This window comes from Burkholderia sp. BCC1644 (assembly GCF_902833225.1).
In the GTDB taxonomy this organism is placed as follows: domain Bacteria; phylum Pseudomonadota; class Gammaproteobacteria; order Burkholderiales; family Burkholderiaceae; genus Burkholderia.
Genome location: NZ_CADFEI010000010.1, coordinates 285,739 through 308,220, shown reverse-complemented (window position 1 = coordinate 308,220; position 22,482 = coordinate 285,739). Strand labels below are relative to the sequence as shown.

Annotated in this window: 21 protein-coding genes, 1 tRNA gene and 1 rRNA gene; 9 read left to right on the top strand and 14 right to left on the bottom strand. The window is 65.8% G+C overall.

Features of this window, described 5'->3' with window-relative positions; translation table 11 throughout:
- The 3 genes from HWX87_RS21905 to HWX87_RS21895 form a co-directional block, all read right to left on the bottom strand.
- A 16S ribosomal RNA gene (locus HWX87_RS21905) occupies positions 1 to 102 on the bottom strand; the annotation flags it as partial.
- A 576-nt stretch (positions 103 to 678) separates the two neighbouring features.
- Positions 679 to 1,212 (bottom strand): cytochrome b, encoded by a 534-nt coding sequence (locus tag HWX87_RS21900; RefSeq protein WP_176049244.1) that lies wholly within the window; start codon positions 1,210 to 1,212, stop codon positions 679 to 681.
- Entirely contained in the window at positions 1,209 to 2,297 is a 1,089-nt protein-coding gene (locus HWX87_RS21895) for a catalase family peroxidase (RefSeq protein WP_176049243.1), read from the bottom strand. The genes HWX87_RS21900 and HWX87_RS21895 overlap by 4 nt, the downstream gene beginning before the upstream one ends.
- Positions 2,298 to 2,454: 157 nt before the next feature.
- On the opposite strand from HWX87_RS21895, the gene HWX87_RS21890 reads away from it, so the two are divergent.
- Positions 2,455 to 2,976 (top strand): sigma-70 family RNA polymerase sigma factor, encoded by a 522-nt coding sequence (locus HWX87_RS21890; protein ID WP_059527789.1) that lies wholly within the window; start codon positions 2,455 to 2,457, stop codon positions 2,974 to 2,976.
- A complete protein-coding gene (locus HWX87_RS21885) occupies positions 2,973 to 3,731 on the top strand; it encodes an anti-sigma factor (protein WP_176049242.1) in 759 nt (252 codons plus the stop codon). Before HWX87_RS21890 ends, HWX87_RS21885 begins: the two co-directional genes overlap by 4 nt.
- 764 nt (positions 3,732 to 4,495) lie before the next feature.
- Here HWX87_RS21885 and HWX87_RS21880 read toward each other — a convergent pair.
- From HWX87_RS21880 to HWX87_RS21865, 4 genes are all read right to left on the bottom strand, one after another.
- Complete coding sequence (locus tag HWX87_RS21880) at positions 4,496 to 5,119, bottom strand: hypothetical protein (protein ID WP_176049241.1); 624 nt, start codon at positions 5,117 to 5,119, stop codon at positions 4,496 to 4,498.
- 174 nt (positions 5,120 to 5,293) lie between these two features.
- Positions 5,294 to 5,551, bottom strand: coding sequence for an Imm74 family immunity protein (locus HWX87_RS21875; RefSeq protein WP_176049240.1), 258 nt, complete (start codon positions 5,549 to 5,551; stop codon positions 5,294 to 5,296).
- Positions 5,552 to 5,569: 18 nt separating this feature from the next.
- Complete coding sequence (locus tag HWX87_RS21870) at positions 5,570 to 5,899, bottom strand: hypothetical protein (RefSeq protein ID WP_176049239.1); 330 nt, start codon at positions 5,897 to 5,899, stop codon at positions 5,570 to 5,572.
- 31 nt (positions 5,900 to 5,930) lie between these two features.
- Positions 5,931 to 6,191 carry a hypothetical protein gene (locus tag HWX87_RS21865; protein WP_244137726.1) on the bottom strand — a complete coding sequence of 87 codons (261 nt, stop codon included), beginning with the start codon at positions 6,189 to 6,191 and terminating at the stop codon, positions 5,931 to 5,933.
- A gap of 587 nt (positions 6,192 to 6,778) precedes the next feature.
- Between HWX87_RS21865 and HWX87_RS21860 the strand changes: the two genes are divergently transcribed.
- A tRNA-Val gene (locus HWX87_RS21860) sits at positions 6,779 to 6,855 on the top strand.
- A 322-nt stretch (positions 6,856 to 7,177) separates the two neighbouring features.
- Entirely contained in the window at positions 7,178 to 7,693 is a 516-nt protein-coding gene (locus HWX87_RS21855; RefSeq protein WP_176049237.1) for a DUF2628 domain-containing protein, read from the top strand.
- A gap of 95 nt (positions 7,694 to 7,788) precedes the next feature.
- On the opposite strand, the gene HWX87_RS21850 is transcribed toward HWX87_RS21855, so the two are convergent.
- The gene (locus HWX87_RS21850; protein ID WP_176049235.1) at positions 7,789 to 8,670 is read right to left on the bottom strand and encodes a sigma-70 family RNA polymerase sigma factor; all 882 of its coding nucleotides are present in this window, start codon (positions 8,668 to 8,670) and stop codon (positions 7,789 to 7,791) included.
- Positions 8,670 to 9,146, bottom strand: coding sequence for a carboxymuconolactone decarboxylase family protein (locus tag HWX87_RS21845; protein ID WP_176049233.1), 477 nt, complete (start codon positions 9,144 to 9,146; stop codon positions 8,670 to 8,672). The genes HWX87_RS21850 and HWX87_RS21845 overlap by 1 nt, the downstream gene beginning before the upstream one ends.
- Positions 9,147 to 9,672: 526 nt before the next feature.
- Between HWX87_RS21845 and egtB the strand changes: the two genes are divergently transcribed.
- The 5 genes from egtB to HWX87_RS21820 all read left to right on the top strand — a co-directional run bounded on the left by egtB (position 9,673) and on the right by HWX87_RS21820 (position 13,345).
- Positions 9,673 to 10,896 (top strand): ergothioneine biosynthesis protein EgtB, encoded by a 1,224-nt coding sequence (egtB, locus tag HWX87_RS21840; protein WP_176049231.1) that lies wholly within the window; start codon positions 9,673 to 9,675, stop codon positions 10,894 to 10,896.
- Positions 10,880 to 11,893, top strand: coding sequence for an L-histidine N(alpha)-methyltransferase (gene egtD, locus HWX87_RS21835; protein ID WP_176049229.1), 1,014 nt, complete (start codon positions 10,880 to 10,882; stop codon positions 11,891 to 11,893). The genes egtB and egtD overlap by 17 nt, the downstream gene beginning before the upstream one ends.
- 292 nt (positions 11,894 to 12,185) lie before the next feature.
- The gene (locus tag HWX87_RS21830) at positions 12,186 to 12,491 is read left to right on the top strand and encodes a hypothetical protein (protein ID WP_021162263.1); all 306 of its coding nucleotides are present in this window, start codon (positions 12,186 to 12,188) and stop codon (positions 12,489 to 12,491) included.
- A 37-nt stretch (positions 12,492 to 12,528) separates the two neighbouring features.
- The gene (locus tag HWX87_RS21825; protein ID WP_021162262.1) at positions 12,529 to 12,783 is read left to right on the top strand and encodes a hypothetical protein; all 255 of its coding nucleotides are present in this window, start codon (positions 12,529 to 12,531) and stop codon (positions 12,781 to 12,783) included.
- A gap of 187 nt (positions 12,784 to 12,970) precedes the next feature.
- Complete coding sequence (locus tag HWX87_RS21820; RefSeq protein WP_176049227.1) at positions 12,971 to 13,345, top strand: hypothetical protein; 375 nt, start codon at positions 12,971 to 12,973, stop codon at positions 13,343 to 13,345.
- A 256-nt stretch (positions 13,346 to 13,601) separates the two neighbouring features.
- Here the strand turns inward: HWX87_RS21820 and HWX87_RS21815 are convergent, their stop codons facing one another.
- From HWX87_RS21815 to HWX87_RS21795, 5 genes are all read right to left on the bottom strand, one after another.
- Positions 13,602 to 16,628, bottom strand: a complete 3,027-nt coding sequence (locus HWX87_RS21815; protein ID WP_176049225.1) for a DEAD/DEAH box helicase family protein — start codon at positions 16,626 to 16,628, stop codon at positions 13,602 to 13,604.
- Positions 16,628 to 18,646, bottom strand: a complete 2,019-nt coding sequence (locus HWX87_RS21810) for a site-specific DNA-methyltransferase (protein ID WP_176049223.1) — start codon at positions 18,644 to 18,646, stop codon at positions 16,628 to 16,630. Before HWX87_RS21810 ends, HWX87_RS21815 begins: the two co-directional genes overlap by 1 nt.
- A 314-nt stretch (positions 18,647 to 18,960) precedes the next feature.
- Entirely contained in the window at positions 18,961 to 20,091 is a 1,131-nt protein-coding gene (locus HWX87_RS21805; protein ID WP_176049222.1) for a porin, read from the bottom strand.
- 281 nt (positions 20,092 to 20,372) lie between these two features.
- Positions 20,373 to 21,050, bottom strand: a complete 678-nt coding sequence (locus HWX87_RS21800) for a response regulator (protein WP_176049220.1) — start codon at positions 21,048 to 21,050, stop codon at positions 20,373 to 20,375.
- Positions 21,051 to 21,063: 13 nt separating this feature from the next.
- Positions 21,064 to 22,431, bottom strand: a complete 1,368-nt coding sequence (locus HWX87_RS21795; RefSeq protein ID WP_176049252.1) for a sensor histidine kinase — start codon at positions 22,429 to 22,431, stop codon at positions 21,064 to 21,066.
- Between the last annotated feature and the right edge of the window lie 51 nt (positions 22,432 to 22,482).

Sequence of the window (22,482 nt, the reverse complement as noted above, 5' to 3'; positions counted from 1 at the left end):
GCCACTCGCCACCAGGTGCAAGCACCCGTGCTGCCGTTCGACTTGCATGTGTAAGGCATGCCGCCAGCGTTCAATCTGAGCCAGGATCAAACTCTTCAGTTTAAACCTGTTACTGTTTTCGGTTCGGTTAAGAACCGGTCGCTCACTCAAAGCTGACAGGAATATGAATCACTTCATAAACCTGACTTACTTTAGTGTGAGACTCTTGATACTTTCGCTATCTGATCCGAGGATCAGCTCGCTTCCATCAAGCGCCCACACTTATCGGCTGTTAATTTTTAAAGAACGTTTCTGCGAGAAACTTCGCGTTTCTCAGCAGCGCTGCGTTTTCAGCAGCAGAGAAGCGAGATTATCAACCGTTTTTTAAAACTCGTCAACAACTTTTTTAACTACTTCGTTGCGACGACTGCGGTTTAATTTCGTGTGCACTGGAGTCGATAAAACCGACTTCAACAGTACCGCTTCCCTTCTTTCCCCCGCGCTGCGTTTCCGTTAGCGCGAAAGAGGCGTGATTCTAAGCACCTACTCCGGTCTCCGCAACCCCCTTTGTGAAATATTTTTGACATGCTAGGTCGGGGGCCGTTGAGCCGACCCAGTGTTCATATATAAGGGGCACGGCAAGAGCAGCCTCGGTCGCCCGTGAACCGCCCCGCCGCCGCGAACGCAAGCTACCGTCGGTTACCGCCCCACCATCGCCCTCACCACGCCGTCCCGCCGAATCAACCCGTGATACAGCGCCGCGGCAAAGTGCGCGAGGAAGGTCGCGAAGAACAGATACGCCAGCACGCGATGCGCGACCCTGAGCCAGGCGAACGTCACCGGATCAGCCGAAACCAGCGCCGGCAACTGCACGCCACCGCCCAGCGTCACCGGGTACCCGCCCGCCGACAGCATCGCCCACCCGATCAGCGGCATCGCCACCATCAGCGCATACAGCACGAGATGCGACCCGTGCGCGGCCACCTTCTGCCACCACGGCAGGTCCTCGGGCAACGCCGGCGACTTCGACAGCACCCGCACCACGATCCGCACGCACACCAGCACCAGCACGGCCACACCCAGCGGCTTGTGAATCGCCACCAGGATCTCGTGCCGCCCGGAAACGGACGCCACCATCCCCACCCCGATGAACAGCATCGCGAGGATCATCGCGGCCATCACCCAATGCAGCACGCGTGCCGGCAAGCTAAACGTCGTCGAAGCCTTCATCATCGTCCCTCCCCACTCAATCGCGCCACGCCAGCCACCCCGGCCTCTTCGCTCGTGCGTCGCAGATACGAATCCGCATACGCCGCCGAACGCGCCGCCAGCAACGGATCACCCGACACCTGAATCCCCTGCGGCAACACCGTCGGGTCGTAATTCACGTCGCGGCACGGCCCGCTGTCCTGCGCCTCCACGCGATCGAGCACGAGCGTGCCCGCATCGATCGTCGTCCGCTGGGCGGGCCAGACCTTCGTCGCGTCGTCCACCGGATCGCCAGGCTCCGCCAGCGTGACCAGCAGCTTCCACTTCTGCGCACCGGCCGCGATGCGCTGCGTCACGTCCTGCTGCAGCACGTTCGGATCCCCGGCCGTCGCGACGTCGCCGGCGCCGGCCGTCTGCTCCGGCACGACACGCCACCGCACCGCCTGGCGCTTGCCGGCCGCGTCGACGAAGTAGAACGCGTTCAACCCGTAATAGCTTTCGGTGACGTAGCTCGCGCTCGGCTTCGCACCTTTGATCCACTGGAGGAACGCCGCCGTCTCCGGGTGCGCGCCGAAAAACGCCTTCACCTTCGCCGGATCGGGCTTGCCCGTCTTCGGATCGGGCCGGGTCGCCAGCGTCTGCTGGTAGAACGCCTGCGGCGTCGCCACCGGAAACACCGGCATCGCGTTCATCCCGGTCCGCCATTGTTCGCCGTCCGGCGCAGTGAGTTTCAGCGCAAGACTGCGGATCGGCACGCTGCTGTCGGGCGCGTACGGATTCCCGCCCGGCAACGCGAAGCGCCCGACCACCGGCGTGCGCACCGCCTTGAAGAACGGCGCGACCGAATACGCGCTCGCGGCGCCGTTGCCTTCGAAGTAACCGGTCACGCACACGCCCTTCGCGTGATTGCGCCGGAAGCCCGGATGGATGCCGCTGTTGGTCTGCAGCGCGTCGACGAGCCGCTGCGGGGTCAGACGCGCCGGCGCAAGCCAGCCACCCGCGTAGCCGAACGCGACGGCCACGCCGGCCACCGCGCCGCCGATCACGGCCCAGCGCCACCACCCGCGCCCAGGCTCGCGCTGCGGCGAAGAAGAGGAAGATTGCTTCATGAATGCGCTCCCGATCGTCAGATCATTGTCGAACGCGCGTAGGACGCCACCCGCGCCGCTTTATTCCACGAAAATTTTTTTCCTATGCTGGAGGGAATAATCGATGCCGGCCGGCGTCCTACGCGGCATCTTGACCCTTTCGGCAACCGGCCCGGCCATGCCCTCCACCGCCCTCGACGACGACGCATTACGCGAACTCATCCCCAGGCTGCGACGCTTCGCGCTCTGGCTGGCACGCGACGTCCATGCGGCCGACGATCTCGTCCAGTCGACGCTCGAGCGCGCGCTGTCGCGCTGGACGAGCCGTCGCGACGACGCGTCGCTGCGCAGCTGGCTCTTCACGATCCTGTACCGGCAGTTTCTCGACGGGAAACGCAGCGCGAAGCGCTACAACTGGCTGCTCGGCCGGATCCGTGACGACGACGAAGCGCACTGGCCGTCCGCCGAACGCGAATTCACGGCGCGCGCGACGCTCGAAGCGTTCGGCCGGCTGTCGGACGAGCAGCGCAGCCTGCTGCTGCTCGTCGCGGTCGAGGGCTTCACCTATCAGGAAGTCGCCGACCTGCTCGAGGTGCCGATCGGCACCGTGATGTCGCGGCTATCCCGCGCGCGCCAGGCGCTGCGCCAGCTCAGCGACGGCGAGCTACCTGCTCCTTCTCTCCGGTTGATGAAGAAATGAACACGCCTCCGAACGAACACGACCTTCAGGCCTACGTCGACGGCCAGCTCGACGACGATGCGCGCGCCGCGGTCGAGCGCTATCTCGCGCTGCATCCGGAGCGCGCGGAACAGGTGAAGCAATGGCAACAGGATGCGCAGCGTTTGCGGGCCGCACTGGAGAGCGTGCGGATGCCGGCCGATAACCCTGCGCTCGATCCTGCGGCCATTCGCGGCCGGCGGGCGGAACGCTCGCGGATGCGGTTTGCGATAGCGGCTTCGTTCGTGTTCTGCGTCGGGCTGGGGACGTTCGGAGGATGGCAGGCGCGTGGCTGGAATGCAGCGCCGCCCATCGCACCGATGAGCGATGCTATCGAGGCTTACCGGATGATGGTGGTCGATCAGACGGCCAAGGTCGATTACCGGCCGACGGGTGCGGGCGATTTGCAGGGGTGGCTCACCAAACGCGTGGGCGCATCGGCGCGGCTGCCGGATTTGAGCGCGGCGGGGTTCAGGCCAGTTGGTGGGCGGTTGTTCACGACGGACAGCGGCGCAACGGCTGCGATGGTGCTCTATGAAGACGAGGCCGGGCGGACACTGAGCTTCTATCTGCGGCCGGCGGAATCGAAACATCGGCTGCTGCCGGCCGGACAACGCGTGGATGGTGCGTTGCTCGCGCGGTACGGGTCGGTGAACGGGCTCAATTATGCGGTTGTCGGGCCGGCGGGGAGTCTCGGGGAGAAAGCGGTCGTGCAGGCGCTCGATCAGCAGACTTGAGTGGCTCGATTCGCGCCACACTGGTGGTCCCCGATAGCCGCCGACACCCGCCTGGTGCGGCTTTGCCGGCTTGATGAGGTCATGCTCACCATATGGATGCACAGCGTTCCGACTCGTCCGGGAGTCGCTTATCCACATGGCCGGCGCGCAGTGGCAAATCTGCCCTGCGCACGATGCGCTCACCCTTGAAGGGCACAGCGCCCGGATTCGTTTCGAGAGCCGTTATCCACATCGCCCTCCGCGCAAGGCGGACGATTCAGTCGTCTTGCATCACCCTCACCGTCTGGCTTCACAGCATTCCGAGTCGCTTGGCGACCGGATATCCACAATGCTCGATGCCTCGAGCAAACTGCGCTGCTCCGATCGATTCGATCCTGCCACCGCTGCGCATGCGGCCTCGTTTCGGGCGTCACCACGCGCCGAAACAGACGTCACGCGAAGTGCTCACCATTTCGTTGCACAGCGTTTTGACTGACTTGCGGCGAAGTTTTCCACATCGAATACAACGCGGGCCGACCGGCACGCCCTCGCCTTCGTTCGACCCGCCGGCCTTCCGGAGTCCCGTCTCCGGGGGCGCAAGCATACTCGATGCCGCGGCACAGCGTTTGCGATTTGTTTGGAACCGCTTGTATAGATCTTCTCGATCAGGAAGACCGCATTGACAGTCGTGACGTCGTTTTCCCCGCATTGCCGCACGCTGAGCGGTCCGCTCACCATCGGGATGCACAGCATCCGGAGTTGTTATGGACGCCGGTTGTCCACAATCACTGCGGCGGCTCCCCTTCGATCACATCGCTGCGCTTCAGCACCTCCCGCAGGCACACCGGACACACGAGCTCACCTGCATCCCACAGCCTCACGAACGTGGCCCGATCGTCGATCCTGAATGTCGACTCGACGATATCGATATCCGGCCCGAGCACCTTGCGCAAAAACGCCTCGTCGAACCAGTGCTTCGGTTCGTGCTTCGCGCTGCCATCCGTCACCTGCACGACGTGACGATCGCGAATCACATCGATCGTCAGGATCGCCGTTTCGATATCCGGCGAGGTCCGGGTCGGCAAGATCAAGCCGTGAAGCTCGCATCGCGCGTGATTCGAAGGCCATTTCGCATTCGCCGCGACAACGGACGTGTCGAACGCGTGCTCTATCGTCGTCGGTTTATAGGGCGTTTCGCCGGAGCGCACGAGCAGTTCGTCCAGGCATGCCGAACACAGATGCTCCCGCAAACGCTCCAGCGCCGCAATCTTCGGAAACGCCTTCACGTGTGCAACGTTGTCGACAAAGGTGGCATCGACCTCGTGCTCGTCGAGTTCCGCACGCAGCATCCACATTTCCCTGCTGTATTTCGGGCGATCGAGCGAAACCTTCACGAGTTCGCCGGACACGAACTGTCCGCGCCGCTGGATGCGCGCGGAAATGCCCTTCGATGTCGTGATCCCGTTGTCGTATCCATGCCGGCGGCAGACGATCGGCCCCATTACCGGCTCCGGTTGCGGGCAGCGCTCATGTCGCCCGGGTCTTTCTTTGTTTTCATCGTGCCGGTCATCATCATCGATGGCTCAGGGTTCGAAATCGACCGTCGCGCGTCGTGACGAGAAATACTCGGTGATCGCCGAAATCACGGCCTGGCGCGTGACGGCATCGATCGTCCCGCTATCGTTTATCGGCTCGACGTACTTCATTGAATCGACGTAGACGACGAATCCGGGACCGTTGTCCACGCCAGGCAGCAACGCCTCGCCAGGCGCCCGCACGGTACGCTCTCCGTCGGACAGCACGATCTCGCCGCGTGACACCATCAGGACCTTGTACGTCATCGCGTTATCTCGCGTAATTCAGTCATGCCGTTCGATGACGTATTGCGCTGGTCCGTGCCATGCAACCGAACGGTACGCGCTTCGAACGACGCCGATCTCCCGGTAATACTCGACGAGTGCCTGCGGACTCCAGTCGCGGCCAGCGGAAAACAGCACATCGAGTTCGATGAGCGCGGCTACGAGCGTCTGCCGGTCGTTGTCGTCTGCGATTGCACGTTCCCAGCGATCGGAATGCCGAGCGAAGCCCAACCGGATTAGTCCATCGGCCGCAGCCACCACGTCCGTGACGACAACCGCAACATGGCCGGCAATATCCGTCACCAGCATCTCGTCGACAGGTGCCTTCATCGATCGCATCGTCCAGTGTCTTCCGCTGTGATCACCCTGCCTCCTTCGTGAGCCATCTAACGATTTTCGCGACGTCTTCGTCGGAGACCTTCCCGACGCGATCGACAAACACCCCGTAGTCGAGATCGAACTTCACGTTGAATCGCTCGCCCTTGTAGCGGCAACACAGAACGTCGGCTTCCGGGATCGACACGCGTTGCTCGAACACGATGTCGCCCGGATGTTGCTGCATCCGATGCATGACTGTGTCGATATCGAGCGCGTCGAGCCGGGTCAACGAAAGATCAGTCATGTGCCGTGAGCCTGTCCGTCGGCCCTTTGCATCCTGGATGCCGGCGATTCTACAGACATGACGGCTTACGTATCACCCACGTGCTTCACAGCTTCCCGATTCGTTCCTCTGTTCGCCGCACGCAGTGCATATCCCGAGCGGATCACAGTCGACGGACTGTGCTTATCCAAAGGTGTTAACAGGGTTCGTATACATACGTAGTGATAGTTAACAAGCGCTGTGCCCCACAGTGGATAACCTCCGTAACGCACTGAATTTTCAGCACGAAGCGGGATGCATAACCATGGGTGTGTCACGTGAACAGCTCCGCGCAGCACAGAACAACTTTTCGTCGATTCACGGACTCGCCGACATATCCTCAATCGTTCCACTGTGAATCCAGAGGCTTGCCGGACGGTTATCCAGAGGGCAATGTGGATAACACCACAGCGCATCGACGCGTTTTGCTGTGAAGCGAACAGGTGAAGCCGACGTTCGCGGCATCGCCAGGCAACATCGATCGTCAGCGTTCGTGCGCCGCGATTCAAAAAATTTTCACGAAGGGGCTTGCGCCTCTCCAAAACCCTCTCTATAATTCGCGGCTTCTTAGGCTCGTAGCTCAGTTGGTTAGAGCACCACCTTGACATGGTGGGGGTCGTTGGTTCGAATCCAATCGAGCCTACCAACGAACAAAATGAAGGGGTCCGGCAGCACAACTTGCCTACAGGCAACGCGGCTCGCCAAACATACAAACGCCACGCGGCAACCTCGCGTGGCGTTTTTCTTTTCCGGTCCGAAACAGCGCAGAGTGCCCCGATGCGTGGCGCGATACACGGCCCGGCATCACATCGTCGCCGGCATCCCGACCCGTCATTCAAGCGCCTCTGCACGGCGAGTAGAATCGTGTGCACATCGAAGCGGCTGCGCCGCGTGCCACCCGATTTCAAGCATCTCCAAACCGCATCGAAACAACAACGCGCGATCCGCGCGACTGAGAGCACACGACCATGTCCGAGGTCACGACCGCCGCATCGTCCGCAAGCACCGACGAAATCGCCGCTTACGTCGGCAAGAAAGCCGCCTGGTTCGAGCGCAAATGGGCGATCGCCGAATCGCGCAAGAGCCGGCAGTCGTGGAACTGGGCCGCGTGCTTCCTGGGCCCGGTCTGGATGGCCTATCGATGCATGTACTGGCAGGCGGCCGCCGTGCTCGCCGTCACGCTCGGCATCACGCTGGTCGAGCTGCTGTACTTCCCGACATACTTCGAATCGAGCACGCTCGACCCGGTCACCATCGGGATCGCGGTCTCGCTCGGCTGGTGCGGGAACAGCCTCTACAAGCGGTACGTCGAACGCAGGATCGAAAAATTGCGCCCGAACGCGACGTCTCGCGAATCGTTTCTCGCGCTGCTCGAGGCGCAAGGCGGCACGAACTGGCTGGCGGCGGCCGGTTTCGCCGTCGCGACGCCGCTGCTCGGCGTACTGTTATTCATGCTCGGCAACGCCGGAGGCGCGACGTACTGATCGCGGTAGCCGGCGATCGGCAGGGCAGGAAGAAGAGGGCGGACGGCGCCGTCGCCATGCATCCGCATGGCATGCGGCGCCGGCTCGCGCTACCTTCAATGCAGATGCTTCAACTTGTCAGGATTCCGCACGACATAGATCGCGACGATCTTCCCGTCGTCGATCTCGAGCGCCGTCGTCTGCAGCTCGCCGTCCGCTTCCAGCGTGACGAACCCCGGCAGCCCGTTGATGAACCCGGCCCGCACGAGCTTCGACGCATGCGTCGCGAACAACCCGGCCAGGTACTCGTGCACCTTCATCACGAGTTCGAAACCCAACACCGGCTTGCCTGCGGCCGTGCGCTTGCCGCCACCATCGGAATGCAGGCTCACGTCCTCGGCGAGCATCGCGCCGAGCGCACGCATGTCGCCGCTGCGTGATGCCGCGAAGAATGCTTCGGCCAGTTCGATCCCGCGCTGCTTCTCGACATGAAACCGCGGCCGCGCCTCGCGCACATGCGTACGCGCCCGCGCGGCGAGCTGCCGGCACGCTGCCGGGTCGCGCTGGATCGTCGTGGCCACTTCGTCGAACTCGAGACCGAACACGTCGTGCAGCAGGAACGCCGCGCGTTCGAGCGGCGAGAGCCGTTCGAGCGCGAGCAGCAGCGGCAGCGTGACGTCTTCCTGTTCGTCTTCCTCGACGACCGGCTCGGGCAGCCACGGGCCGATATAGGTCTCGCGCTGGTGTCGCGCGGACTTCAGCTGATCGAGGCACATGCGCATCACCATGCGGCGCAGGAACGCCTCGGGTACGCGCACCTCGGTACGGTCGACGTCCATCCAGCGGATGAACGCCTCCTGCACCATGTCCTCGGCATCCGCGACGGAACCGAGCATCCGGTACGCGACGCGGATCAGCGTGCGACGCAGCGGGTCGAAGCTCGCCGCCGCGTCGGCCCGCGCTTCGGCGCTGCCCTTGGCCGGGTCGAGGTTCGTCATCAGGCCACCATCTTCGCGGCGGCGGCCTTCGCATCGGCCGGCTCGATCCACAGCCCGAAGCCGACGGCGAGCCGGTTCCAGCCGTTGATCACGTTGATCATCAGCGTGAGTTTCACCTGTTCCTCCTGGCTGAAATGGTCGTTCAGCGCCGCATAGGCCGCTTCGTGCGCCGCGTGGCCTTCCGACAGCCGCGTGAGCGCTTCGGTCCAGCCAAGCGCCGCGCGTTCGCGGTCGGTGTAGCAGGGCGCTTCGCGCCACGCGGCGAGCAGGTAGATGCGCTGCTCGGTCTCGCCTTGCCCGCGTGCCTCGGCGGTGTGCATGTTAATGCAGTTCGCGCACGCGTTGATCTGCGATGCGCGGATCTTGACCAGCTCGATCAAGGTCGGCTCGAGGCTCCCCGCAGCGGCGACCGACACGGTCATCCAGTTCTTCATCAGCGCGGGGGCGGCGGCAAACGGATTGAGTTTCGCAGTCATGGTTCCTTCTCCTTTCGTGTGGGTTCCGGTGATATGACGAGCGAGCCCCCCGCGCGTGTGACATCGACGCAAAAGATTTTTCGAAGCGGGCGCGGATACGGATCGCAAGTGAAGGGCAGAGCGGTTCGGCGCAGTGCCGATGGCCGCGCGCGACAGCGTTCATCAGACAAACTCGCGCGCCGCGCGGATGTCATGGGTCGTCAGTAGCCGCCCATGCGGGCCGGCATGCGGCAAAGCCCATCCGGACAGGGATCCCCGCGCCGTCACGCATTCGACACGTGCGAAGCCAACACTTTCATTTTTCTTTCGATCGCGTTTCGCCGGCATCCGGATTCGCAGCATTCACATTTCTGGCCCATACTGTTCTGCACGGGCAGATGAAGTGACGCCGCATCCGCGGCACGGCGCGCGCGCCGGCTGCCCGACGACGCAGCAGCAGGTCGCACGTCAGCCGCGCGCATCACGCGCAAGGCTTTCCTTTTTCCGGCAACGCAACGCAGCGAATCGCGACGTGGACGGTAAACCGATGAGCCTCCTTGCATCACAGCTTCAGCGCCGTTACCAGGACGTGCGCTCCCACAGCGTCGCGTTGACCGCGACGCTGTCCGCCGAAGACCAGGCCGTGCAGTCGATGCCCGACGCGAGTCCGACGAAATGGCACCTCGCGCATACGACCTGGTTCTTCGAAACCGTCGTGCTGATGCGCCGCGTGCCCGGCTACGCGCCGTTCGACGACGCCTTCCAGTTCCTCTTCAATTCCTATTACGAAGCGCTCGGCCCGCGCCATCCGCGGCCGCAGCGCGGGCTGCTCACGCGCCCGTCGCTCGACGAGGTGCATGCGTACCGGCAATACGTCGACGACGCGATGCTGCGCGCGCTGGCCGGCGCCGATGCGGCGCTGCTCGACGCGATCGCGCCCGAGGTCGTGCTCGGCCTGCATCACGAGCAGCAGCACCAGGAATTGATCGTCACCGACATGCTGCACGCGTTCTCGTGCAACCCGCTGAAGCCTGCGTTCCGGCCGCGCAACGGGATGGACGGCGACGCGATGGCCGCGGGCGATGCCGGCGCGCAGCGCTGGCTGCATCAGCCGGGCGGGCTCGTCGAGATCGGCCACGACGGCGATGCGTTCTCGTTCGACAACGAACGGCCGCGTCACACGGCGCTCGTGCGGCCGTACGAGATCGCGAACCGTCTCGTGACGAATGCGGAATTTGCGGCGTTCGTCGCGGACGGCGGTTATGTGCGCCCCGAGTTCTGGCTGTCGGACGGCTGGGCCACGGTGCAGCGGGAAGGGTGGCAAGGGCCCGCGTACTGGATGCCCGACGACGACGATGCGGCCGCCACGCGCGTGCGGCGCACGTTCGGCCTGCACGGCGTCGAACCGCTCGCGCCGGACGCACCGGTGTGCCACGTGAGCTTCTACGAAGCGGCCGCGTATGCGGAATGGGCCGGCGCGCGGCTGCCGACCGAATTCGAATGGGAAACCGCGTTCCCTGCTGAAGGCATCCAGCAGATGCTCGGGCACGTATGGCAGTGGACGCGTTCGTCCTACGAGCCGTATCCGGGCTTTCGGCCGCTCGCGGGTGTCGCGGCCGAATACAACGGCAAGTTCATGGTCGGCCAGCAGGTTCTGCGCGGCAGCAGCATCGCGACGCCGCCCGGGCACGAACGGCCGACGTACCGCAATTTCTTTCCGCCGGCCGCGCGCTGGCAATTCACGGGAGTGCGACTTGCGCGAGACGTCTGACCGGACGGCCACGAGCGGTGGCCAGCAACCCGCCCGCGATTCGCGGCCGAGCGCGTTCGAGCGCGACCTGATCGACGGACTGTCGCGCACGCCGCGCAGCATTTCGCCGAAATACTTCTACGATGCAGCCGGCTCCGCGCTGTTCGACCGCATCTGCGAACTGCCGGAGTATTACCCGACGCGCACCGAGCTCGGCATCCTGCGCGACCGCGCGGCCGAGATCGTGCGGCGCGTCGGCCCGCATGCGGAACTCGTCGAATTCGGCGCAGGCTCGCTCGAGAAGATCCGCGTGCTGCTCGACGCGTTCGCGGGCAATTACGCGAATGCGCCGGCGCGCTACGTGCCGGTCGACATCTCGGCGGACTACCTGCACGGCGCGGCCGCGCGACTGCGGTCGGCCTATCCGTGGCTCGACGTCGCGCCGCTCGCGGCCGACTACACGAAGGCCGAGCAACTGGCCGAGCTGACCGCGACACCGGCGCGGCGCATCGGCTTCTTTCCCGGCTCGACGATCGGCAATTTCTCGCCGGAAGAAGCCGACGCATTCCTGCGCGATGCCGCACGGCTGCTGCGCGGTGGCGGCCTGCTGGTCGGCGCCGACCTCGTGAAGGACGAGCGCACGCTGCATCACGCGTACAACGATGCGCAGGGCGTCACCGCGCAGTTCAACCTGAACCTGCTGGTGCGCGCGAACGCGGCGCTCGGCGCGGACTTCGACATCGACGCGTTCTCGCATTGCGCGTTCTACGATCGCGAGCGGCAGCGCATCGAAATGCATCTCGTCAGCGACATCGCGCAGACGGTGCACGTGCGCGGCCACGCATTCCGCTTCGAAGCCGGCGAGCGCATCCACACGGAGAACTCGCACAAGTTCACGATCGACGGTTTCCACGCGATCGCGCGTCGCGCGGGATTCGAGCCCGACACCGTGTGGACCGATGCGGACAACCTGTTCAGCGTGCACTGGCTGCGCAGCGTCGACGATATCCGCGCGTAACGCCTGCTGTTGCGAACCGCTCGTGCCGCACGGCGCGAGCGGTTCACTTCCCGCGCATGCCGGCGAGCCCGATCGAATCGCCCGGTTTCGTGCCGAAACGCCCTTTTTACCGGCCCGATGCACCGCTGCAACGGTGCTTCGAGTGCGGCCTCTCCCTTGTCCCGTAAGGCTTTGCGGGCATCCGTAATCGTCCGTTACCTGTCTCGCATACCCGTTTCACCTGTGTCTGTGTCCGGTGCCTAGACTCCGAACCGTATTCACATGACGCACGACACGTGCAGGGAGTCGCGAGATGAGCAAGAAACTTATTCTCGGTGCAGTTCTCGGTGTAGCGGCGCTGGCAGCTTCGGGCGTCGCATCGGCCCACGTCGACCTGTCGGTCGGCATCGGCGTGCCGGGCGTCTACGCGGCGCCCGCACCGGTCTACGTCGCGCCGCCGCCGCCCGTGATGTACGCGCCGGTCGGCTACCGCGATGACGGCTGGCGCGGCGATGGCTGGCGTCAGCGCGAATGGCGCGAACACGAGTGGCGCCGCCGTGAATGGCGCGAGCACGAGTGGCGCGACCGCGGCGGCTGGCGCGGCGGCCGCTGGGACTAAGCGGCCCGACTGATCACCACGAGAGGAGAGTGACAACATGATGCCGATTCGACACATCAGGCTGTGCGCCGCCGCCGCTGTCGTTGCGCTCGCAACGATCGGCAGCGCGCACGCGGCGGGCTGCATGAAGGGTGCGGTGGTGGGCGGGGTCGCCGGCCACTACGCGGGGCACCACGCGGTCGTCGGTGCGGTCGGCGGCTGTATCGTCGGCCACCACATGGCGAAGAAGCAGGCGCAGGAGCAGGCCGCGCAGCACAAGGCCGCCGCGCAGGGCATGCAGCCGGCGCAGTAAGCACTTCACCACCGGGGCGGCGCCGAGGCGTCGCCACCGCCTGCTTCGTTCCCCGTTCATGCAGCACCCGGATTGATCTGACGAATGTGCGTCGCGCACAACGTTACGATCATTTACAACGTCGTGTGGCGCGAATTTTGCGCGTTCATAGAATGCAGTCATACGAACGCGCTCCAGGGAGCACAAGATGAAACAGCAACGATATCTGTCCGTATTGACGGCCGCGCTGCTCGCGCTCGGCTCGGTGTCCGCCTACGCGGCGGCCGGCGGCAATGGCGGTGGCAACGGTGGCGGTCATGGCGCAGGCGGCTCGGGCGGCAACGCCGGTGGCATGTCCGGCGGTCACATGAGCGGCGAGGCGCTGAGCAACTCGAACGGCATGCGCGCGGGCGACCGCGACAAGGGCCTGTCGCGCGCCGCGGACCGCTCGGATACGATCGCCGATCGCGCCGGCGTGCAGCCGGGTCACGGTCACACGCACGGGCATGCGCATGGCCATACCGCGCATGCGTCGACGTCCACGCATCATTCGCATCACAACGCATTCGGCCGCACGCTGTAAGCACGGCGCACGCATGCGATGAAAGGGCGCTTCGGCGCCCTTTTTTCATGGCGGAAACGCAACGCCGCTGTCGCGCGGAAACGTCGTGCCGACCCGATTTGCAACCAGCCGTAACCGCGTCGTGCTCACGCAGCAATACGGATCGCTTTCACGCGGATGACAGAACGAAAATCGGCGCATGAATAGAGCGCCGCGAGGGCGTCCGGCACGCTCGATCAAGGCTGAAAAAAAGGGCGGCTCATCGCCGCCCTTCGTATCACCGTCCGGCGCCCGCCAGCGGCACCGCAGGCTCGAACAACGCATCGGCCTGCCGGACGCGCACGAAGCGCGCCGCGCCGTCGCCATCCACCAGCGCACGGAAATGCGCTTCGCCGCACACGAGCTTCGCACGCTCGTGCTCGCTCGGCACATGGCCGTCCGTATTCGGCGTATCGACGACGAAGTACAGCCGCTCGCCGCCGTCCTGTTCCGCGAGCACGGCCCAGTCGGGGTGATAGCTGCCGAGCGGTGTCTGCACGCGGAACCACGCGGGCAGCTTCGCGTACAGCTTCACGCCGTCGTGCGCCTCGAGCGCATCGGCGAAGGCGCGCTCAGCGTCCGTCTCGCACACGACCGCTTCGTGGATCGACTTCTGCGCGTCGGGCCGCAGGTTGCGCAGGTAACCCGTCAGCGCCTCGCTCTCGAACGATTCGAGCGCATGCACGTGGCGCTCGCCGAGCTTGCGATACGCGATGCCCGCGACCAGCGCGTGGCGCTTGCAGCGGTTGATCGCATCGGCCGCGACCGTGATGAACTGCTGCGGATTCACACGGAAATCGTCGAGCCGGCCGCTGTCGGCCAGGATCGTCGCCAGCGAACGGCGCGTGAGCTGCGTACGGTCCTGCAGTTCGGTGAGCAGGTCGGGCAGCGGCAGCTCGCCTTCGTCGAGCAACACCGTGCCGGCGCCGGCCACCTCGATCGCCTCGATACCGGCCTTGCCGATGTCGATCTCGGCCTTGCGCCACTGCAGCCGGGCACGCGCGATGTCCGGCGCGTCGTGCAGCGCGGCCGTGCAGTCGCGCACGAGCTTCGCGTTGTCGAACTCGACGCGGTACACGGTGCGATGGCGGATCCGGTCCCACAGCGCGCGGAAATCCTCTCCGAACACGACGGCCTTGCCCGACGCGTCGCGTCGCAACGCGATCGCGCGGCGCTCGTCGGCGTTGCGCACCGCGAAGCGGCCCGACAGCTTGCGCAGCGTCGCGACGATCGGCGCGCGCAGCATCTCGAACGCCTCGGGCAGCACCAGCGCGCTCTGGCGCAGCGCATCCTTCAGCCGGTCGAGCACCTTGCCCTGCGCGTCGACATAGCCCTGCTCGTGCAGGTGGTTCCACAGCACGCGCGACAGCTCGATGCCGAGCGCATGCGCGGGCCCGTCGCCTTCCTGCACGGGCAGCGCCGCGAACTGGTGCTCCTCGACGATGCCGAAACGGATGCCCGTATCGGCCTCGATTTCCTTCTGCAGGTTCTCCGCGAACGACTCGTAGCGCTCGGTCGCGATCACGGTGAGCGTGTTCACGCCCGCGTCGCGCACGCGTTCGCCGTCCTGGTCGACCGCGAGGCGCAGCCCGCGGCCGAGCGTCTGGCGGCGCTCGCGCTCGGTCTGGATGTCGCGCAGCGTGCAGATCTGGAACACGTTCGGGTTGTCCCAGCCTTCCTTCAGCGCCGAGTGCGAGAAGATGAACTTCAGCGGCGTGTCGAACGACAGCAGCGCTTCCTTCTCGCGCATGATCAGGCCGTACGCGCGCTCCGCGTTCTCGCGCGCCGCCGCGCTGCTTTCGCTCGTGTCGGTCCAGCCGCCCTTGCGGTCGATCGAGAAGTAGCCGTTGTGCGCGCGCCCGACCTCGAGCGCGACATCGACGCCGTCGAACAATGCACGGTAGGCCGGCACGCGCGCTGCACGCGCATATTCCTCTTCGAAGATCAGCGCGTAATCGCCCTTCACGGGCATGCCGTTCTCGTCGTAGCGGCGATAGCGCTCGACCGAATCGACGAAGAACAGCGACAGCACCTTCACGCCGCGCTCCGCGAGGCGCAGCTCCTTGTCGAGATGCTCGCGGATCGTGCGGCGGATCATCTCGCGCTGCACCGCGAGCGTGTCGATGTCGCCGAATGCCTCGCCGAGCGACAGGAACGCCTCGCCTTCCGGATGGCGCAGCTCGACGTACTCGGCGCCCTTCACCGCGTGCACCTCGCCGATCCGCAGCCCCGCGTACAGCGCGCGCCTGGTCAGGCGTTCGAGATCGTCGCCGTCGGTGGCCGTCACGATCTGGCGCTTCACGCCGGCCGCCGTCGCGACGTCGAGCTCGACGCGCGCGCTGATCGCGCCGCGCCGGTTCGACACGCCCACGAGCCGCACGTACGGCTTGTTGTGGGCATCCTCGACGATCGCCGATGCGATCTCGATCTGCTTGACGAGCTTGCGCTCGTACGCATCGACCGCGTCGAGCCGGTACACCATGTGGTGACGGTCGACGTGCGTGGCCGAATAGCGCAGCGTGCAGAGCGGCGCCATCGCGGCGAGCGCTTCGCGCCCGCGGCCTTCGAGGCCGCCGTCGACGCTTTGCGGCTCGTCGACGATCACGATCGGCCGCGTCGCGCGGATCAGGTCGATCGGCTTCTCGCCGCCGGTCTTCTCGCTGTCCTTGTAGAGGTTGTTGATTTCCTTCTTGTTGATCGCGGCCACCGTCATCACCATGATCTGGATCGCCGCGCTCGCCGCGAAGTGGCGCACCTGGCCGAGCTTCGCGGAGTCGTACAGGAAGTAGTCGTACGGCACGCCCGCGTACAGCGCGCGGAAGTGATCCTCGGTGATGGAAAGCGTCTTGTGCACGCCTTCCTTGATCGCGATCGACGGCACGACGATCACGAACTTCGTGAAACCGTAACGACGGTTCAGCTCGAAGACCGTGCGCAGGTACACGTAGGTCTTGCCGGTGCCGGTCTCCATCTCGACGGTGAAGTCGCGCGAGCCGGGCAGGCCGGACGGCGGCAGCCCGCCGCGCAGCTGCACGTCGGCGAGATTGCGCGCGAGCGCGTCGTCGGTCAGCGACAGCCGGTTGCCGACGCCCTGTTCCGACACCGCGAAGCCGAGCGAGCCTTGCGCGGCGGCCGTCGTGCCGGGCGCGGCGTTCGCGAGCACGCTGAAGTCGCCGCGATACGACTCCTGGCCGCGAAACAGGTCGCAGACGGCGTCGATCGCCTCGCGCTGGTAGTCGAGATCCGCTTCGAAATGCAGCCGCATCACAGGCTCCGCACGCGCTTCACGCCGTGCTGTTCGAGCAGCGCGGCGAGATTGAGCTTCGCGACGTCGTCGACGAAGCCGCTGTCGCGGAACAGGCACATGACGTCGTGCGTCGTGCCGGTCGCGTCGAGCAGGTCGACGATGCCGTCGGCGAGCGGACCCGCATCGTCGCGCGCGATGCGCGCATCGAAGCACGCGACGATCGAGCGGCCGATCAGGTGGACGGTCTTGCCCGCCACCTGGTGATGCTCGACCGGCGTGCACAGATCGAGGCCGAGCTTCAGCGTCAGCTCGGCCAGCAGGTCGTCCTCGGTGCGGCCGGTCTTCACGTGCTCGACGGAGGCGAAGAGGGCATGGTCGAAATCGTCGCGGCGCGGGTCCCACTCGATCACGTTGGTCGTGTCGAGCCGGTACACGCGGAAGCCGAGGTCGCCATAGCTTTCCGGATAGTCGCGCGCGACCTGCTGCGCGGCGCGGCGCAGGCGTTCCTTGGTGATTTCGGCGAGCGTCAGCGGCTTCTTCAGCTTCGCGCAGAAATCGGCGGCCGCCAGTTGCGTCTTGTCGCGGCGGTCGAGCGCTTCGGGCAGCTGCACGAGCACGTAGCGGCGCGCGCCGCCGTCGGTCGCGTTCACCTGCATCACCGCGTGGCCGGTCGAGCCGGAGCCCGCGAAGCAGTCGAGCACGATGTCGTCGCCGCGCGTACACCAGCCGATCACGGCCGCCGCGAAGTCGACCGGCTTCGGCAGGTCGAACGGGATCCCGAGCGTCTTCAGCAGCGCGTCGTCGGAGCCGGCGAACGGCAGCACCGACGGCACGTTCTCGTACATGTTCTCGTCGAGGTAATAGATCCGCTGCGGCTGCGTGCTTTCATCCGCGCCGAATTCGATCTGGCCGCGCTCGATCAGCGCCTGCATCGTCGCGGGCGGGTTGCGCCAGCCGCGCGCCGGCATCGCGCACGGCTTGCCGGTGACCGGGTGGATCAGCGGCGTGAAATATTCTTCCGGCGCCTTCTTCTTGTTCGGCCAGGCCATCGACACGAGGCGGTACACGCGGCCCTCTTCCGACAGCCGGTCGTACATCACCTCGCCGCCGGACAGGTTGGTCTGCGCCTTCATCCATGCGCGGTACGCCTTCTGTGCGTCCTTCGCGTTGCCGCTGCGGTACACGGCGTCGTGCGCGGCGTCGAGCATGCGCTGCGCATTGCGCTTTGGGCGCTTGAGCGGCGCCTGCTCGAGGAGCGTCTCGGCGTTGCGCGCGAACAGCACCAGCGATTCGTGCTGGTACGCGACGCCGCGCGCGTCACCCTTCGGGTTGCGCTTGTCCCACACGGCCACGCCGAGCTCGTTCTCCTCGCCGAAGATCTCGCGCAGCATCAGCACGAGCGCATGCACTTCGTGCTCGTCGATGTGCACCGCGATCAGCCCTTCGTCGGACAGCAGCGCGTGCGCGAGCTTCAGGCGCGGATACATCATGTTCAGCCAGTCGGTGTGGAACCGGCCGTTCGCCTCGGTATTGGTGCTGCGCTTCACGCCGCCCTGGGTCTGCCCGGTCATCGCCAGGTAGTGGCGGATGCTGTCGCTGAAGTCGTCCGGATAGACGAAATCGCTGCCGGTGTTGTACGGCGGATCGATGTAGACGAGCTTCACCTTGCCTGCGTAACTCTTGTGCAGCAGCTTCATCACGTCGAGGTTGTCGCCCTCGATCACGAGATGGCGCGTGTCGTCCCACGCGACGCTGTCGTCGGGGCAGGGCCGCAGCGTGCCCGTCGACGGCGTGAGCGCGGCCTGGCGCGCGCCGCGCTTGCCGTGCCAGTGGAAGCCGTAGCGCTCGTCGGCATCGCCGACCGTGCGTTCGCCGATCAGCGCCTTCAGCACGTCGACGTCGACCGACGCGCCGTCCGGGCCTTCGGTCACGAGTTCGGGGAACAGCGCCTTCAGGCGCGCGACGTTGTCGGCGGTGAAATCCGTCGACATCGCCTGCGGGCTGGCCGCATCGAGTTTCTGCATCGTCTTTTCCATCGGAGCCCGGCCGCGCGCGCCAGGACGTCGGGCGTGCTCACGGCACCGGCGGCAACGGCCGCCCGGGCAAACCCGAAACGCTATCGAGTCGGTCGGCGCAGGTCAAGCGCCGATGTGAGCCGATCGTGCGGGCATCGGCCGCGATCGCCCGCCCCACGGGCCGCAAGCGGGTTCGGGCCGGTTGTCGCACGGGCCGGCCGGCGGCGCCGGGAAAAGGACGAAAAAAAGGGCACGGTCGGCGTCAAGCGCCGGCGTGCCCGCATGGAGAATCCCGGATGGAGGGTGCGGCGGGGCCCGCCGGGCCCCGCGCTGGATCAGAAGCGGGTACGGATACCCGACGTCAGTTCGAGCTGGTTCTTCGCGCCGAACGTCGACGACACCGTGTAGCCACCGTGCAGCTTCATGTAGTCGCCGGCGAGGTACACCTCGGTGCGCTTGCTCAGGTGATAGAACACCGAACCGTAGATCGTCTCCTTGAAGCCGTTGCTGACGCCGTTGGTCAGGCTGAACGCGCCGAGGTTCGCGTTCGGCGTGAAGCCGTCCGAGTTGTTCGCGGCGTTCTTGACGCGCATCTGCTGGTAGCCGAGCTCGTAGTCGAGCGCGCCCTTCGGCGCGATCTTCATCGACACCGTCCACGAATCGTCGTGACGCTGGCCGAGCGAGCCCTGGTCGCCGTTGTAGCGGAAGTAGCCGGCATTCAGGCGCACGATGTCGAACGTGTAGTTGCCGCCGACCGAGAACGTCTGGTTCGTGAAGCCGCCGTTGTTCACGTGGTTGTAGAAGCCCGACACGTTGAACGGGCCGCCGTTGTAGCCGAGCGCGACCTGGTACGCGGAGCCGGTCGCGAACTGCGTCGAATTGCTGAACTGGTAGCCGGCGCTCGCGAAGATGCCGTTGCTGAACAGCTTCTTCCACGCGATGCCGTTGTTGTAGCGCGTGCCGGTCGGGCCGGCCGCGTAGAAGATCATCTGCTTGAAGTTGTTCGAGTTGGTCCAGCCGCCTTCCTCGGTCGACAGCTTCGCGGAACCGTACGGGTCGCCGTAGATCGCGGCCGCGTCGCGCGCGATCGTGTTCTGGAAGCCGGCCGTCAGCTTGCCGAAGCGCTCGTCCTCGACGCCGACCCACGCGTCGCGGTCGAAGATCTGGCCGCTGTCTTCCATCTGGCCGTTCGCGACCACGAATTCACTTTCGAGGCGGAAGATGATTTTCGTGCCGCCGCCGATGTCTTCGGCACCGCGCAGGCCCCAGCGGCTGCCGCTGAACCACGGCTCGCCTTCGTTGCCCATGCCGATCACGTGATTGCCGTTCGCGTCGGCGTGGGTCCGGTAGGTCGGAAAGCTCAGGTCCATCAGGCCGTAGAGCTGCACGCTCGATTGCGCATGCGCCTGGGTGCCGGCGCACAGGCCAGCCGCCGCGATGGAAAGGGCAAGGGTTTTTCGTTTCAAGATCGTCTCCTCCGAGCTGCCGCATTGAAATCTGGTCGTTGGCAGTACGTAATGTATGCCGACTCTTGCCGGCCACAGCGAGAGGGCCGACGCATAGCATCGTAGAGCGTGCAATCCTTCACGACGCTTTCCCGGACGCAAGAATCGGATCGGTGAAAACACCGAACGCGCAACAATCACGGATCGGGCAGGCATGCGCAAGCGGGCCTGCCGGGCATCCGGCTGGCCAGAGCGACCTTTCGTGCTACGAATCGACGTTCCGTGCGACGGGAGCGTGCCCGTCAGTCCTGCGTGCTCTTCATGCGCAGGATGTAACCGAGTCCGCGCAGCGTGATGATTTCGGCCGTGCTGCCCGCGAGATGCTTGCGCAGCCGGTGAATGTAGATGTCGATCGCGTCGGCGCTCGGCTCGTCGTCGAGCGCGAACACGCTGTCCATCAGCCTTGACTTCGATACCGTCTTGTTCTGCTGCAGCATCAGCGTTTCGAGGATCGCGTGCTCGCGCCGCCGCAGCGCCAGCACCGTTTCGCCGCAGCGGAATTCGCGCGTGCCGAATGCATAGACGAGGTCGCCGCACACGAGCTGCGTCGTGCCGACGCCGGCCTGCCGGCGGATCAGCGCGCGGATTCTTGCGACGAGTTCGCGCGACTCGAACGGCTTCACGACGTAATCGTCGGCGCCCGCGCCGAAGCAGTCGACCTTGTCGTCGACCGAGCCGTGCGCGGTCAGCATCAGCACCGGCACGTTGTCGTTGCGGCGCCGCAGCCGCGCGAGCACTTCCTTGCCGCTGATGCCGGGCAGGCGCATGTCGAGCAGCACGGCGTCGTAGCGTTCGGTCTTCAGTACGGTGTCCGCGCGTTCGCCGTCGCCGACGCAGTCGACCGCGAAATCCTCGCCGCGCAGCAGGTTCACGATCCAGTGCGCGAGTTCGGCGTTGTCTTCGACCAGCAGGAGTTTCATGACGGCTTTCTCTTCAATCGTAGGCGGGCAGCCGTACGGTCACGACGATACCGCGATTGCCGGGCCCCGGCGCGAGCGACGCGCTGCCGCCGTGCGCCTGCGCGATCTCGCGGACGATCGCCAGCCCGAGGCCCGAGCCTTCGGTGTCGGCCGACACGCGGTAGAACCGCTTGAACACGTGCGGCCGCGCTTCGGCCGGGATGCCGGGCCCGTTGTCGACCACGTCGAGCACGATCGTGTCGCCGTCGCGCCGCGCGCAGACGGTCACGCAGCCGCCCGGCTGCGTGTAGCGCACCGCGTTGTCGACGAGGTTCATCACCAGCGCGGTCAGCGGGCTGTCGCTGCCCGCGACGTCGAGCCGCTCGCCGAGATCGGCGCCGAGATCGATGTCGCGCCGCTGCGCGAGCACGATCGTCTCCTCCAGCACGCTCGACACCACGGCCGCGAGATCGACGCGATGGGTCAGCAGCGTCGACGGCGTCGCCTCCGCATGCGCGAGCAGCAGCAGCTTGTCGGTCACGTCGGCCATCTTGCGGCTGCTGCGCTGCATGCTGTCGAGTACCGTCGCGAGTTCCGGATCGTCGTGCCCGCGCCGCTGCGCGTACTGGATCTGCGTATCGAGCACCGCGATCGGCGTGCGCAACTGGTGTGCGGCGTCCGCAATGAAACGGCGCTGGGTGGTCGTGTGCGTATTGAGCCGCGCGATGCACTGGTTGATCGCATCGACGATCGGCCGCAGTTCGTGCTGCAGCCGCTCCGGGCGGATCGGCTCGAGTTCCATCGGCCCGCGGTCGGCGACGTCGTCCTTCAGCTTCATCAGCGGGCGCAGCTCCAGCGTCAGGCCGAGATAGACGAGCACCACCGCGAGCACCAGCATCAGCGACAGGCGCACGAGCTGCGGCCGCCAGATCGTCGCGACCATCGCGCCATGCGAGCGCGTCGTCTTCGCGACGACCACCGTGACGGTTTCGACCTGGCCCTCGTCGTACAGCTGGCGGTCGTAGGCCACCGCGCGCAGCGGCACGCTGTCGAGCGACGTGTCGTACAGCGTCGGCTCGATGCCGTGCCGCGCGGGCAGGTCGAGCGCCGGATTGCCGGCAAGCAGGCGGGCGTGGCTGTCGATCACCTTGTAGAACACAGAATCGCCCGACGGCGACTCGAAGATCTCCAGCGCGGCCGGCGGCACGTCGGCGACCGGCAGGCCGTTGCGCCATTCGATGTCCTCGCCGATCGTGCGCGCGGACGCGACGAGCGCGCTGTCCTGCACGAGCCCGGCCGTGGTCCGCGCGGTGTCGTACGACATCGCGCCCGCGATCAGCACGAACACCGCGAGCGGCAGCAGCAGCCACCACAGCAGCCGTCCGCGCAGGCTGTGCGCCATCCTGTTGCGCTCCTTCTCCGAAATGCCGAACCGCGCCGGGGTCGCCGGCGC